General features: G+C 31.5%; 18 protein-coding genes. 9 read left to right on the top strand and 9 right to left on the bottom strand.

The window, feature by feature from the left end; genetic code table 11:
- Window positions 1–56: 56 nt before the first annotated feature.
- The 3 genes from AC0NJG_RS22980 to AC0NJG_RS22970 all read left to right on the top strand — a co-directional run bounded on the left by AC0NJG_RS22980 (window position 57) and on the right by AC0NJG_RS22970 (window position 2573).
- A complete protein-coding gene (locus AC0NJG_RS22980) occupies window positions 57–1211 on the top strand; it encodes a 1-deoxy-D-xylulose-5-phosphate reductoisomerase (RefSeq protein WP_087952159.1) in 1155 nt (384 codons plus the stop codon).
- A gap of 218 nt (window positions 1212–1429) precedes the next feature.
- On the top strand, window positions 1430–2002 hold the full coding sequence (locus AC0NJG_RS22975; protein ID WP_078214455.1) for a histidine phosphatase family protein: 573 nt from the start codon (window positions 1430–1432) through the stop codon (window positions 2000–2002).
- A gap of 187 nt (window positions 2003–2189) precedes the next feature.
- A complete protein-coding gene (locus AC0NJG_RS22970; RefSeq protein ID WP_142940660.1) occupies window positions 2190–2573 on the top strand; it encodes a hypothetical protein in 384 nt (127 codons plus the stop codon).
- A 346-nt stretch (window positions 2574–2919) separates the two neighbouring features.
- On the opposite strand, the gene AC0NJG_RS22965 is transcribed toward AC0NJG_RS22970, so the two are convergent.
- Both AC0NJG_RS22965 and AC0NJG_RS22960 read right to left on the bottom strand, forming a co-directional pair.
- Window positions 2920–4176, bottom strand: a complete 1257-nt coding sequence (locus AC0NJG_RS22965; RefSeq protein WP_087952157.1) for an MFS transporter — start codon at window positions 4174–4176, stop codon at window positions 2920–2922.
- Window positions 4169–4777: an ArsR/SmtB family transcription factor gene (locus tag AC0NJG_RS22960; RefSeq protein ID WP_087952156.1), complete on the bottom strand. Its 609-nt coding sequence runs from the start codon at window positions 4775–4777 to the stop codon at window positions 4169–4171. Before AC0NJG_RS22960 ends, AC0NJG_RS22965 begins: the two co-directional genes overlap by 8 nt.
- 151 nt (window positions 4778–4928) lie before the next feature.
- Between AC0NJG_RS22960 and AC0NJG_RS22955 the strand changes: the two genes are divergently transcribed.
- From AC0NJG_RS22955 to AC0NJG_RS22945, 3 genes are all read left to right on the top strand, one after another.
- Window positions 4929–6359 (top strand): IS4 family transposase, encoded by a 1431-nt coding sequence (locus AC0NJG_RS22955; protein ID WP_087952155.1) that lies wholly within the window; start codon window positions 4929–4931, stop codon window positions 6357–6359.
- Window positions 6360–6537: 178 nt separating this feature from the next.
- Window positions 6538–6771: a hypothetical protein gene (locus AC0NJG_RS22950; RefSeq protein ID WP_065705855.1), complete on the top strand. Its 234-nt coding sequence runs from the start codon at window positions 6538–6540 to the stop codon at window positions 6769–6771.
- A 224-nt stretch (window positions 6772–6995) separates the two neighbouring features.
- Window positions 6996–7130, top strand: a complete 135-nt coding sequence (locus AC0NJG_RS22945; RefSeq protein ID WP_002046518.1) for a DUF2642 domain-containing protein — start codon at window positions 6996–6998, stop codon at window positions 7128–7130.
- A 41-nt stretch (window positions 7131–7171) separates the two neighbouring features.
- Here the strand turns inward: AC0NJG_RS22945 and AC0NJG_RS22940 are convergent, their stop codons facing one another.
- The 4 genes from AC0NJG_RS22940 to AC0NJG_RS22925 form a co-directional block, all read right to left on the bottom strand.
- Window positions 7172–7447: a hypothetical protein gene (locus tag AC0NJG_RS22940; RefSeq protein WP_065705857.1), complete on the bottom strand. Its 276-nt coding sequence runs from the start codon at window positions 7445–7447 to the stop codon at window positions 7172–7174.
- 276 nt (window positions 7448–7723) lie between these two features.
- Window positions 7724–8797 (bottom strand): tyrosine recombinase XerS, encoded by a 1074-nt coding sequence (xerS, locus tag AC0NJG_RS22935; RefSeq protein WP_087952154.1) that lies wholly within the window; start codon window positions 8795–8797, stop codon window positions 7724–7726.
- A gap of 952 nt (window positions 8798–9749) precedes the next feature.
- A complete protein-coding gene (locus AC0NJG_RS22930) occupies window positions 9750–9896 on the bottom strand; it encodes a hypothetical protein (protein ID WP_474063499.1) in 147 nt (48 codons plus the stop codon).
- A 21-nt stretch (window positions 9897–9917) separates the two neighbouring features.
- Complete coding sequence (locus tag AC0NJG_RS22925) at window positions 9918–10106, bottom strand: hypothetical protein (protein WP_474063498.1); 189 nt, start codon at window positions 10104–10106, stop codon at window positions 9918–9920.
- Window positions 10107–10350: 244 nt separating this feature from the next.
- Here AC0NJG_RS22925 and pssA point away from each other — a divergent pair, with 244 nt between their 5' ends.
- Window positions 10351–10842, top strand: a complete 492-nt coding sequence (pssA, locus tag AC0NJG_RS22920; protein ID WP_474063497.1) for a CDP-diacylglycerol--serine O-phosphatidyltransferase — start codon at window positions 10351–10353, stop codon at window positions 10840–10842.
- Window positions 10843–11052: a Ger(x)C family spore germination C-terminal domain-containing protein gene (locus tag AC0NJG_RS22915; RefSeq protein ID WP_474063496.1), complete on the top strand. Its 210-nt coding sequence runs from the start codon at window positions 10843–10845 to the stop codon at window positions 11050–11052.
- 189 nt (window positions 11053–11241) lie between these two features.
- On the opposite strand, the gene AC0NJG_RS22910 is transcribed toward AC0NJG_RS22915, so the two are convergent.
- Entirely contained in the window at window positions 11242–11406 is a 165-nt protein-coding gene (locus tag AC0NJG_RS22910) for an alpha/beta hydrolase-fold protein (protein ID WP_474063495.1), read from the bottom strand.
- Window positions 11407–11758: 352 nt separating this feature from the next.
- Between AC0NJG_RS22910 and rarD the strand changes: the two genes are divergently transcribed.
- The gene (gene rarD, locus AC0NJG_RS22905; protein ID WP_474063494.1) at window positions 11759–12379 is read left to right on the top strand and encodes an EamA family transporter RarD; all 621 of its coding nucleotides are present in this window, start codon (window positions 11759–11761) and stop codon (window positions 12377–12379) included.
- A 174-nt stretch (window positions 12380–12553) separates the two neighbouring features.
- On the opposite strand, the gene AC0NJG_RS22900 is transcribed toward rarD, so the two are convergent.
- Complete coding sequence (locus tag AC0NJG_RS22900; protein WP_474063493.1) at window positions 12554–13015, bottom strand: hypothetical protein; 462 nt, start codon at window positions 13013–13015, stop codon at window positions 12554–12556.
- 398 nt (window positions 13016–13413) lie between these two features.
- Window positions 13414–13614: a hypothetical protein gene (locus tag AC0NJG_RS22895; protein WP_474063492.1), complete on the bottom strand. Its 201-nt coding sequence runs from the start codon at window positions 13612–13614 to the stop codon at window positions 13414–13416.
- Between the last annotated feature and the right edge of the window lie 36 nt (window positions 13615–13650).

Here is a 13650-nt window from a genome sequence, read left to right as displayed (position 1 = left end):
ATAGAATCGTAGGATAGGTGTGTAAAGAGGGAGAATACAAATTTGGAGGAATTATCATGGTAAAATATATTTCGATTCTTGGTTCAACTGGCTCAATTGGTACGTCTGCATTAGATGTAGTCACTTCTCATCCGGAACATTTTAAAATTATTGGTTTAACAGCAAATCACAATATTGACCTTCTCGAACAACAAATACATACATTTCACCCTCGAATTGTAAGCGTAAGCACAAAAGATTTAGCAGATGCACTTCGGAAGCGAATTTCTACGGACACAAAAGTCACATATGGAACAGATGGATTAATTGAAGTTGCAACTTACCCTGATTCTAATCTTGTATTATCTTCAGTTGTCGGTGTCTCTGGTCTCCTTCCAACAATTGAAGCATTAAAAGCGAAAAAAGATATAGCAATTGCGAACAAAGAAACATTAGTTGCAGCAGGGCATATTGTGACAGATTTAGCGAAACGAAACGGCTGCCGCTTAATTCCAGTAGATAGTGAGCATTCTGCCATTTTTCAATGTTTAAATGGGGAAAATACTCAAGAAATTGAGAGGCTTATTGTTACTGCTTCAGGCGGTGCATTTCGAGATAAAACACGTGAGGAAATGGAAATCTTACAAGCTAAAGATGCCTTAAAGCATCCCAACTGGTTAATGGGAGCAAAACTAACCATTGATTCAGCTACATTAATGAACAAAGGCTTTGAAGTTATGGAAGCACGTTGGTTATTTGATATCCCGTATGAGAAAATTGATGTTTTAATTCATAAAGAAAGTGTTATTCATTCTTTAGTTGAATTTATAGACGGATCCATCATGGCACAGCTCGGTGCTCCTGACATGAGAATGCCAATTCAATATGCATTCCATTATCCAACTAGATTACAATCAAACTATAAAAAATTAAACCTACTAGAGATAGCTAGCCTACACTTTGAAAAACCAAATTTCAAAAAATTCCCTTGCTTACATTATGCGTATGAATCAGGGAAAATTGGTGGTACAACACCAGCTGTCTTAAATGCAGCAAATGAAATTGCAAATGCGCTATATTTACAAAATAATATTTCGTTTTTTGATATCGAAAAAACAATTTATTCTACTCTTGAAGCTCATCATAGCACTGCAAATCCAGATTTGGAAACAGTATTAGACGCCGATCGTTGGGCTCGTGAATATGCAAACGAATTATTAATTAGAAAATGAAATAAGAGCTAGAACAGAACTCGTCTTTTTTAGCTCTCCATTTTACGTGTTCTTTTGTTTTTATACATTTACGTTTGTGGAATTGTAAAGAAATGTGTTTAAGATATCGCATGCAGAAGGATTTATAGTAATTATTAGTTATGCTCATTGGGAAAGTCCTTTTTAATTAATATAAGCTATATACGGAATAAAGAAACCTAAAAAAATTGGAGGTAATTATGAAAACTTTCATATATATGGTTAGGCACGGAGATTCACCAAAGTTTGGAAAAGAAGCAACAAGAGGATTAACCGAAAAAGGAAAATTAGATGTTCAACGAATAACAGATATATTACAAGGTGAGGGGATCGACGTTGTTATCTCGAGTCCATACAATCGTTCAATTCTAACTGTTCAGCAGTTAGCGAAGCAAATAGGACAAGAAGTTTTAGTATTTGAAGACTTAAAAGAGAGAATTTTTATTGCTGAAGAGGAACGAATGTCGGATAAAGAATTATTTCCTTTGATAGAAAAGTCATTTTTAGACCCCGACTTTGCTTTAACGGGAGGAGAGTCTAATGTCGACTGTCAGAAACGTGCTATAAAAGTCTTAAAAGAATTATTAAACACCTATCGAGGACAGAAAGTAGTAGTAGGCACTCATGGAGCTATTATGACGTTGATGATGGGGTATTATGACAGTAAGTATGATTTGAATTTTTTACTACAGACATCAAAGCCAGATATATATAGAATGGAATTCAATGGACAGGAATTGGTGGAGGTTAAAAGATTGTGGGAAATTTCATAGATTGACTTTATTCATCCATAGCTTTTCCTAGTGACGTGTATTATAAGCAATAGGGTTACTGCGGTAACTCTTTTTCTTATGCCACTGACGGGGGACTGATTTCAAAAATCTAAAAAATTCGGTTTCTTAGCGTACAAAATTCACGTTTTGTTCTTGCTATCCCGAGGTGAAATGGGAGGGGATGTTTTTGAACAGGATATCTTTAAAGCTATTTTTTAAATCAATCCTATTTTTTTTCATATGTGGTATTGTTGTTTTTTCTATATTTCGGATTATTTTTGTCTGGAGTGTTTGGACAGGATTAGGAAGGGATGATATAGTCGGATTTTCTGATAATAAGTATGTAATTGGACGTCCACCTGTTAGCTATAATTTATATAAAAAAGATAGTGGAAAAACTATATTAGATAATGTTATTGGTTATAAAAAGTGGAAAACCAAAAGCTATGTTCGGAATGAAGTTGAATTTGTAGTGATAGATGAGATAAAGGGTAGCTATGAACTGTATAAAATAGAAAACGCTTCTGAAAAGGATATAGAACGGCTGAAAGAAATGAAGAAATTAGAATAATAGAGACTATCTGAAAGGTAAAGAAGCACACTTGTTATTGTTAAATCTAAAAAATAGTTTAGACTAATAACTGAGTTTTGTTTCATGAAAAGAGTCATTATTAAAATATAGTATTAGTGGGTCAGTCCCATCGCTATCAAGCTAATATTTTGAAGCACCACCAAAACAAAAATTTTACCTTTCGACAGTTATATTTGAGAATTAAGCTCATTTTTTCGTTTTGGGGTGAATCTGTTTTCTTAAGTTGATGGATGTGTGGTGCTACCCCATGCCCATCAAGCTAACAGAACAGGTTGCCCCCAAAACAAAAATTTCGTATCTCTATAGGTATTTTATAATTGATGATTTAGTCGACTGTTCGTAATGCTGGAATTTTAAAGTATATATATAAGGTAAATGCTATTAAAGATAGGGCACCAGCCATAATAATAAATTTTATATCTATCTCAAGTGAAAGACTTAATGAAGTCAATCCATAGGAAATAGGTGTTAATCCCATAGAAGAGACGGTTTGAATACTCATTACTCTCCCAATCATTTCTGGTTCAGCTTCATTTTGTACAACAGAAACAGCACATATATTAGAAATTGTCATTGATATCCCCAAAAAAACAACAATAACAACGCTTTGCCATATCTCATTGCTAAAACTTAATATCAAGAAACAAAGCCCTACAAACATTTGAGATGTTAGGCTAAGAATGCCTCTCTTTCTTTTGAGGTTTATAATACCAAGGATGATAGAACCCAGCACCATCCCGATAGCTAAAAACGACATTATAAAACTATAGTCTATTGTTTGGCCTTTCAATATATTTTTAACGAAAATTGGAACACCTATAGTTAATGGACCTATGAAAAAAAGATTCAAAAATAATGTTTTTAAAAGAAAAGCCATTAATATTGGTGCCTTCTTAACATAATTAATGCCCTCTTTTAAACTTAAAAGTAAATGATGCTTATTTTCTTGAGTATTAACAACTTTTTTATTAACTTTAATAAAAAATATAAAGCAACTACCTAAAATTAGCAGGATCGTAATCAAACTAAAAATCCCTGTATAATCAAGTCCAACAATTATAAACCCACTTATCATTGGACCCAAAATTGAAGTAGCTTGACTTGTAGTCTGAATAATTGAATTCGCTCTTGTTAGAAATTCTTTAGGAACAATAACGGGAGTAATAGAACTAGATGCAGGCCAGAAAAACGCATCCAAAACACCAAAAAATAACGCAAATATAATTAATGTCCAGAAATTTATCTCACCTGTAAATAATAATAATAAAACTAATCCTCCAATTAATATGGCCTTTGTTAAGTTTGAAAAAAACATTATTTTCGATTGACTTAGTCTATCAGCTAACACGCCACCTAACAACATAAATATAATCCGAGGAATTGCTCCAATAATATAAATAATCCCTAAGGAAGCTTCTAAATTTAACTCCTGAACAACGTACCATGCTTCAGCAAAATAAAACATACTGAAACTCAACCCGGAGAAGATGGTACTAACCCAAAGTAATAAAAAAGATTTTTGTTTGAATAAAGATTTAACTTTTGTCGTGACTGCAGTTTTTTGTAAAACAGGTTCACTCATCTTGATTACCTTCTTTAAAATAAGGCTCATCTATTTGGAATCCAACTGTGGCTAAGTAAAACCACTCCGCGTCACTATTCTCAATTTCATCAATATCATGGAGTTCTTTTAAAAGATTATGATATTTAGCAACCCATTCTTCAAATCGCTTTTTTGTTGTGCGAATTTCTATTTGACTTGATATTCTAGCCCATTCTTCTGGCTTTTCAGATTGTGTTAAAAAAGCATTTTCAGGTGCCGCTAAAGCATGACTCTTTGCTCTCTCTAAGGTTGCAATGGTTAATAACCTACGACTTTCTCCATACTCCGAATGAAAAGGTAATAAATTATTAGAGGGGATAAAACTTTTAGCAACCGCTTGGTATAGTTTTTGAGTCATATTTCTTTTCTTATTTTCCTCTACTATTTGGACTAAACCATTCTTTTCTAGATCACGTAAGTGATAGTGAATTTTTGAACGAGACAAACCAATAATTTGTGACAATTGTTGCCCTGAACGAGGTTCTTCAATTAAAAAAGAAAGAATTTGAACTCTTAATGGATCACTTAATGATTTTAATTGTTCATACTCATTTAGAATTAATATATCTTTTTGTATCATTTAACATGTTCCTTTCATCTGACTAGTCAGTTTTTATTGACATAAATATAACTGTTTTTTTAGACTGTTGTCAATAATAAATAAAATATTTTCTGAAAAATAAAAAAACGTTATCCTGTTTCTATAATCATAGGAAAGGATGGCGTTTTTTTTGTCTATTTCTGTATCTAATGAATTACAACTATTTGCTCAAGAAATTCAAAGCTTCTTATCTCCAAATACCTTACGAGACCTTGCTAGAGATGTTGGTTTTGTGCAACGAACCAGTAAGTATCAAGCAAAAGATTTAGTCGCTTTATGTGTATGGATGAGCCAAAATGTCGCTACGGCTTCTTTAACTCAATTATCCACCTGTTTAGAGGCATCAACAGAAGTGCTCATCAGTCCTGAGGGACTGAACCAACGATTTAATAAAGCGGCTGTCCAATTTTTACAACACATACTAACCGAACTACTAAACAAAAAAATGGTCTCATCTATGCCGATTTCTTCTCCATATAATTCTGTTTTCAAGCGTATTCGTATTTTAGATTCAACTGCGTTTCAACTTCCAGATCCTTTTTCATTCGTTTATCCAGGTGCAGGAGGATGTAGCCATACAGCGGGAGTAAAGATTCAGCTTGAGTATGATTTATTAAGTGGACAGTTCCTTCATATTCATACAGGTCCAGGGAAACAACATGATCGAACCTACGGTTCCCTGTGTGTTCCAACTGTAACAGCGAATGATTTGTGTATCCGAGATTTAGGTTATTTTCATTTGAAAGATCTTCAACATATACAAGATAAAAAAGCTTATTATATCTCACGTATCAAATCGAATACACGTATTTATCAAAAAAATCCCAATCCTGATTATTTTCAAGATGGAAGAACCAAGAAAGGTACAGAGTATATACAGATAGATTTGGAGGACTTAATGAATTCTCTTCAAACAGGACAAACATGTGAAATATCTGACGCTTATGTAGGAATGACTGATAAAGTACCAACTCGTGTGATTGTTCATCGGCTAACAGAAGAACAACAACAAAAACGATTACAAGATCAAGCTGTAAGAGAAAAAAAGAAAGGAATGAAGTATTCTCCTCGTAGTAAACGACTTAGTGGTATCAATGTGTATATGACAAACACTCCTACAGATATTATCCCAACGGGACAAGTACATTATTGGTATTCTTTACGTTGGCAAATCGAAATTTTATTTAAAACGTGGAAATCATTCTTTCACATTCATCATTGTAAGAAGATAAAACGAGAACGATTGGAATGCCATTTGTATGGGCAACTAATTGCCATTCTACTCTGTTCCTCCATTATGTTTCAAATGCGGAAGTTACTTCTCATGAAGAGGAAACAAGAGCTAAGTGAATATAAAGCTATATATATGATTAAAGACTATTTTTCTCTTCTACTCCAAACCATACAAAAAGACACCCAGGAATTATCAAAGATTTTGCTTCGTCTGTTTAATCTCCTACAGCACAACGGACGAAAATCTCATCGATACGAGAAAAAAACAGTCTTTGATATATTAGGTGTCGTTTATAATTGTACCATGTCGGATAATCAAGCGGCTTAATTGAAAAAAATGAAACAAGTTAGGGTTTATTTTGTATGCGAATTTTCAAATAGTTTATGCTGATTCCCCTATAAAAAGTGAAAAATCCCTTTTGGAATTGACTTGATATTACCTTAGCTTGATAGCGATGTGGTGCTACCCCTACTAAAGAATATAATGAAGGCGAAGAGGCATTTAGATGGATGCAAGGAAAGAACGTATAAAATACGAGAAGATGTCAAGGAACTATGAACGTATTTATTTAATCTCATTTATCCTATTAATAGTACTTATTTGTAGTAGTGTAATTATCATAGGAGCGGCAGAGGGGAAATATGGAGTGTTTTTGTTGTTAGCAATTTTATTTAACGCACGTATTACTAAAGAATTTCAAAAAAAGTATAAGCAGTATTTTAATAAAGGGCGTATATAAAATGATACATATCTTGAAAAAACAACATAGATATACATTTAAAATATCCCTATTTCATCATCTATTAACTAGTAAAAATAACCTTATATAAATAATTTTTTAGGAATTTAGGAATAGAAAACGTATCTTATTAAAATGTTATTTCCGTTCATATAATGAATTATCTTTCTAGCATATTTATAAGATTTATCTCATATATTAGGAGAAAGAATGCAAGTTAAGATGTGGTTATTGAAACTGTAAGAGGTAATGTAAGAGGAAAGTTAAAGGATGTGAAACCAGATCATTTGCTAATTGAAGATACGGTACCGTATATTGTACGAATTCAACAAATTGTATGGATTATGCCAAAACAATGATCCAATTGGTTTCATAGACATCCAAAGAAAAACACAGGGTTTTATCTCTGTTTTTCTTCAAATTTTCTTTTTTGGATATATGCTTGAGCATGGATAATTTCTTTCTGAAGTTCTTTTAATTCTTCCGTAGATCCTGATTCAATCTTCATGTACGTAGTAACTAGACTAATCATCATATCCATCTTCTCTACTATATTTTGAATGACTTGTTCAGATTGTTCTTTTTTAGGGTGTTGTATTGCTATTAATGCATTTTCTATATAATTATTCTTTCTTTGCTGGATATCATAAATAAACTGTTTTGTGTTTGCGTTCATTTGTTTTTCCTCCGTTTTAGATATATCTCCATTCTATCATATTTGAATGGGCAATATTAGATTCCCTAAATTGACACCTGACTAACTGAAATTCATGATTTTATATACCTACATTCAAATTAAAGATAGATTTTCAAATATTATTAATATTTTTCATCATTCATATCCCAAACGAAGCGACAGATAAACTATGTATTTTTTACATAATAAAATTAAAATTACAATGAATAATAAAAGGTTCAGCAATCTAGGAAGAGGAGAGAGCTGAACCTTTTATTATTTTTCTTTCCCTATTCTGCCTAAACTATCTTTAATAGTTGTTTCCCCAAGTTGAGTATATAACAATGCTGTATCTTGACTCGTATGCCCAAGTTGCTGCATCACTTGTAACGAGTCTTTTTCTTCCATATATAATTTATTTGCTAATGTATGTCTTAATTTATGAGGAGACATTCTTTTTCCATAAGCCTTAGTATATTTTTCTACTATATCTTGGATAGCCCTAACAGAAAGAGGCTGTGCAGTATGTTTATACTTCGATAAGAATACATTTTGTAACTCTTTCCCTGGAGCATATTTGCTATCCCTAATTTCCATATATTTTTCAAGATCATTTAATGCAATTGGGGTAATCCATACTGAATCTTCTTTATTTCCTTTGCGGATTACATCAATTAGTCTTTCTTTTAGGTTTATATCCTCCATACGGAGATCGGCCAATTCACTTACACGAATACCACTACCAAGAAAGAGGGAGAGGATGGCTACATCACGCTCTTTATCTCTTAGGAAATAGAATAACTGATGTTTTGTTAAAGATTTTTCATGTTCGTACTTAACATAATTCAGAAATTCTTGATCATCATCATTATGGAATATTTTAGATCTCATACGTTTTGCACGAGCATTTAATGTTTCTTTATCTTTATGTATTTCAATTTTAGCCATCACATTTCTATAAAAATAACATTCTCCATCTTCATTCTCTGATAGGGAGGTAAGGTACTTAAATAAAGATTTTAAAGCTGAAATTTTCCTGTTAACAGAAGAATTCTGCATATTTTGTTGTAGTTTTAGGAATCTCATAAAGTTTTCAACATCTTTTTTCTTTAAATTCTCTAAATCAGAGAAGGATATTTCTTTAATGGATTTTAATTCAATAATTTGTTCAGATAATAACCAATTAAAGAAGACTCTAAAATCATATACATAATTCAGTAGGGTGGAGGGAGAGGCATCATGCAATTCTTTGTACTCCACAAATTCTTCTATGTAAAAGGGCATTTCATTTAAATTCTCGTATAATTTCTTACGATGTACGGATTTTTGACGTTGCTTGCTGTAATCCATAAAAATCACCTCATATATACTATAACAGAAAAAATACACGAACACAAGTTCGCGTTAAATTCAATTTTTACACAGACTTATTTACATAATTAAATTATGAGATACTAAAAATACTCAATAGTGAATGGAATAATGTATTTACTCAAGTAAAAATTATAGATAGTTTAGCGAGAAATTTGTGTTTGACCATAAAAATTAGTGCAAAAACTACATATAAATGTATGTAAAATAAAACAAATTTGATATATAAATTCATAAAAAAGATCAATACATAAATATAGTTTAAAATTCTTTATAAAAATATAAATTGGTTTATATAATCATAATTATGGGGATTTAATTAGTTTAACGTGAGAAAAAATCTGATAAAGTAAAATGTAATTTACTATAAAAATTAGTACTGAGTTACTCAAAATTTAATAAGTTCTATATAAAGTATGAATTATATAGGTACATACCAACAGACTAAGATTTATGAAATTAAGCTCGAAATCCCTAGATACTGTTATTAGATATTTATTCAACTCCCTTATTGTTCGTAAAATTGGTATTTCGTGCGAAGTTTTATAGTGTTTGTTTCTGTACCCTTCTTTTGATTCTTTCATGTTCATTCAACAGAGTTCATTGTTCACTTTTCATCAGTAAGTAAATTTTTAGTCCAAATTATATTCACTTATTAATGTCAAGACTAATTATATGGTTATTAATAGAGCTGTATCAGCATAAAAAATTCAAGAACAATTCAGCACTAAATAGCTAAATATAATACATTAAGGCAAAATGAATTGTATTATATTTAAAACTTAATTGTTTGCATACAAAAAAGGTATTTTTTACATCAAAAGTGATTTATATTGTTATGTTAACTATTCCTGCTAAAACGCTTATTGTTGAAAGATGTCGGGACAGATACAACTTACCTTATGCAGCCCCATCCCTCTTCTATCCCCATTTAAATAGGCATGTAATTCGTCAGATGGCTCTTAACGATTTTCTCCATTTCTAGTAGCACATGGACATCCTCTGGATTAATATTTGCTGGGAATGCACGGTGTTTTTTGTATTTTTTATCTAATGTGCTAACAGCATCATGGTTCAATCAATAACCCTGTAGCCTTCGCTATTTAACCCTTCCGATAAACCTGTTTAACTCCATAGCTTTACGTATTGAGTATTCATTTAAAAAGCCATCTTTAAATTCTTTGTAACCCTCTTCGCCTAATAAATATGTAAAATATTTCTTGACAGTGTTATACTCACTTACATCTATGCCTTGTACTACAAATTCTTTAATTGGGTAGTGTTGCAAACTTCCGCCATCTTTTACCGCAATATACTTTTTATACGTTGCAATATTGTTTGTTGCGAATGCTTCATTTCAACTTGTATATCAGCTCAGCTTTCGCTTACCTTTTTAAACTTAATTGTCGCAAACTCTCATTATATGTGGAAATTTACTTAACGTAAAGTGGTCATATATTTTTAGAATAACGGAAGAATACATAGAAAATGCTACATATATGTGAAGTTTGATCAACTTAGGGGGGACAATCTTGTTCAATCAGATAGTAAAAGCTGTACCGAATTTGTTTACGATCGGAAATTTATTGTGTGGTGTTTTTTCAATTACCATGAATATGAGTGAATATTTGAGATTAGCCTGCATTTTCATTTTCTTTTCAGCTGTTTTAGACCTTCTTGATGGAAGGATTGCGAGAAAATTGAAAGTGAACAGTGAGTTTGGTGTAGAATTGGATTCCTTAGCTGATATTGTTAGTTTCGGCGTCGCTCCTGCACTTTTATTTTATAAGATAGCAACACCATCTATTTTAACTTCTTTGGCATTTATCCTTTTCCCAACGATGGGTGCTTTAAGACTAGCTAAATTTAGTATTAAGCCAACTATTGGATATTTTAAGGGATTACCTATTCCAGCTGCTGGATTAACATTGGCTGGAATGGTATTGTTTTCATATAGCAATGCATGGATTACATTAATCCTCGCTCTCTTAATGGTAAGTCCAATTAGGTTTAAAAAGCTTTAATTGTGGTCCCACCCATCGCTATCAAAAGAATTAGTAGATGATTCTAAACAGATTATCAAAAAATTAAAGGAAGCAAATTGCGATGCGTTTACGGTTGGTAGACAGTTGATCGCCTATCACCCCCAAACTTGGAAGAAATTCAAATATAAAAAAGTTAAGTTTGATACCAAAGTGGATGTTAGTATCTATAATAGTGGTATTTTAAACTAAAAATGAATGCTTAAGCCCTTACTAAACAGTAAGGGCCAATGCGGAATGCAAATTTATCATTTTAGCCAAGAAGACTCCCTCCTCAAGGAACGCGAAGTGAGTAGGTAGGAGATGAATTGGCTAAAATGATAATTCCTTTTAATTAAAGACAAATCAGAATCCTTTATTAGTTTTTCAATTACGTCTTGGTTACGGAAAAAAGCAGAGGATAATACTGATATATTTTTGAATACTTGAGGATAACGACATATAGCATATGTGATAATAAGTCCCCCCTAAAGAGATACCAGCCATTGCAGTATTGTCCTTTAACGTACGGTATTTATTGTCTATAAATGGCTTTAGTTCATTCACGATAAAGTCAACATACTCTATCCCTTTTCCGTCAGATGTACTAACGTACCCTAATATTTTTTGCTATATTCTCCATTTATCCAAGGACAATATTCGTTTATCCGATCTTTGGTATTTTGACCTATTCCGACAACAATAGCTTCTAATCTATTTTTTCTAAATAGTTTTCAAGCTCTAAAGATTTGCCGCCAATTGCATCGTCATCATTAAAAATATTTTGTTTTATCAATCATTGATGTTAAAATAATTATTTGTAATAAAGCGAATTTTATTAATACTCCCTCTACTACTGATAGTTATTTAAAACAAACTGGATAATTTAACATTTGAATATTTAGAAATAAGGTTTATAATGCGATTAAATAATGAAAACGATGGCATTGTGTTTGCAGTAATTTCTTATATTATGTGGGGTATTACTCCAATTTACTGGAAGCTTATTCAACACGTATCTTCAGGAGAAATTCTAGCACAACGAGTTTTTTGGTCCTTTATTTTTATGCTTGTACTTTTATTTTTTATGAAAAAATGGTCTACATATGTTGAATTTATAAAAGAAATCGTTAAAAATCCAAAATTGGTTTTGTCCCTTTTTATTGCTTCCGTACTGATTAGTTCAAACTGGGGCATCTTTATGTGGGCAGTGATTAACGGAAAAATATTAGAAGCAAGTCTTGGTCAATACATTAATCCTTTAACAAGTATGTTAATCGGTGTAATCGTATTAAAAGAAAGGTTAAGTGGTTCTCAAATTCTTGCATTTATATTAGCGGGAATTGGTGTATTAACACTAACGTTCCATTATGGTGTGATTCCTTGGATTTCTCTTAGTTTGGCGCTTACCTTTGGATTTTATGGTTTATCAAAAAAAATGATTAAAACAGATTCAATCATTGGATTAACACTTGAAACGATGGTGGTTTCTCCCATTGCGTTAGTATACCTGGCTTACTTGATATCCTTGAGCAAATAGTTGTAATTTACCAGACACAGAAACAGACATAAAAGTACGCCATCCTTTCCCATAATAATACAGAAAGAATAGCGTACTTTTACACTTTAAAGAAGAGTAAGAGAAACAACCAAAAGAAAAGTAGATATTTAAAAAGAATTTTGAATACTTGATACGATAAAAATTTAAAAATTGTTATTCTTTCTGAATGTTACTTAACCCTTGTTCTAATTCATTCTCTATTCCTTTTTCTAACCCTTTTACTAATTCTTTCTCTGTTCTCTTTTCTAATCCTTTTACCAATTCTTTCTCTGTTCCTTTTTCTCTCTCTTTCTCCGCTTCTTCATTCTTCTTACTATGCCCCTCTAACATTCCCACCAATATTTCTGTAATTATTGACATAGGTACACCCATATCCAATAACATTTTAAGAAATTCAAATATACTGAGCCCCTGTGAGTTAATTGCATTATATTTGTTATTGATATGTTGTTCTATACTTTTTTCGGAAAGTTGATTATCTCTAGTCTTACTTTCAGGAATATATTTTTGACTATTGTTCACTATATGTGAAGTTGTAGTACTTAAAGATTTATTATTTAAAACTGTAGTATTTAAAGGATAAAACCTGTTATTTATGTTGGAACTGATTTTCATCTCTCATTTTCCTCTTTCTTTTTTGATAAATTTAATATGAAAGTTCATCCCATATTTTTATATCTATATCCATTTATTATAAGTATAATATTATTTTTTTAAACTAAATAGAACATTATATATATATATATATATAATGTTCTATTTTTGCAATGCTTAAAAATCACTATAAATAGATAAAATTCTATTCTTTTTTGTAGGAAACCTATAGGACTGAAATAGATTGTATTTTTATGTCTAGGGGGTATACTAAAGCCTTAGCTTGATAGTGATGGGGTCCAACCAACTAAACACGAATTTCATACGCTAAGGAAATACAACATATAAAAAAGCCTAATTTCAAGCTACAATAGCGAGAAATTAGGCTTTAATTATTTCATAAAAGCAAAGATTATGTATTATAGGTTTACCAACTTAGTAATTGTATTTATTTCCCCCAATTCGCTAAGTCTTTGTACTAGGATGTTTTCTGTATCATCACTTAATACCAATTGTTCAGATGAAAACGGTGCTAGTTGTAAGCTCTCACCAATCATAACTGAATACATAGCATGTTGAAACATTGTAATATCATTCGCATCATTAGGGGTACCGCCCACATTTTAACGAAAATATACGCTAACCAAATTTCAGCA

It is taken from the genome of Bacillus sp. SSR7 (assembly GCF_055902415.1).
Note: the sequence above shows the minus strand (reverse complement) of the source record. Positions and strands in the feature narration are given on the sequence as shown.

Coding starts and splice junctions, on each gene's coding strand:
- AC0NJG_RS22975 (WP_078214455.1), top strand. CDS start 1,430: ATGAAAACTTTCATATATATGGTTAGGCACGGAGATTCACCAAAGTTT.
- xerS (WP_087952154.1), bottom strand. CDS start 8,797: ATGGATTACAGCAAGCAACGTCAAAAATCCGTACATCGTAAGAAATTA.
- AC0NJG_RS22965 (WP_087952157.1), bottom strand. CDS start 4,176: ATGAGTGAACCTGTTTTACAAAAAACTGCAGTCACGACAAAAGTTAAA.
- AC0NJG_RS22980 (WP_087952159.1), top strand. CDS start 57: ATGGTAAAATATATTTCGATTCTTGGTTCAACTGGCTCAATTGGTACG.
- AC0NJG_RS22960 (WP_087952156.1), bottom strand. CDS start 4,777: ATGATACAAAAAGATATATTAATTCTAAATGAGTATGAACAATTAAAA.
- AC0NJG_RS22940 (WP_065705857.1), bottom strand. CDS start 7,447: ATGAACGCAAACACAAAACAGTTTATTTATGATATCCAGCAAAGAAAG.
- AC0NJG_RS22900 (WP_474063493.1), bottom strand. CDS start 13,015: ATGAAAATCAGTTCCAACATAAATAACAGGTTTTATCCTTTAAATACT.
- AC0NJG_RS22950 (WP_065705855.1), top strand. CDS start 6,538: ATGGATGCAAGGAAAGAACGTATAAAATACGAGAAGATGTCAAGGAAC.
- rarD (WP_474063494.1), top strand. CDS start 11,759: ATGCGATTAAATAATGAAAACGATGGCATTGTGTTTGCAGTAATTTCT.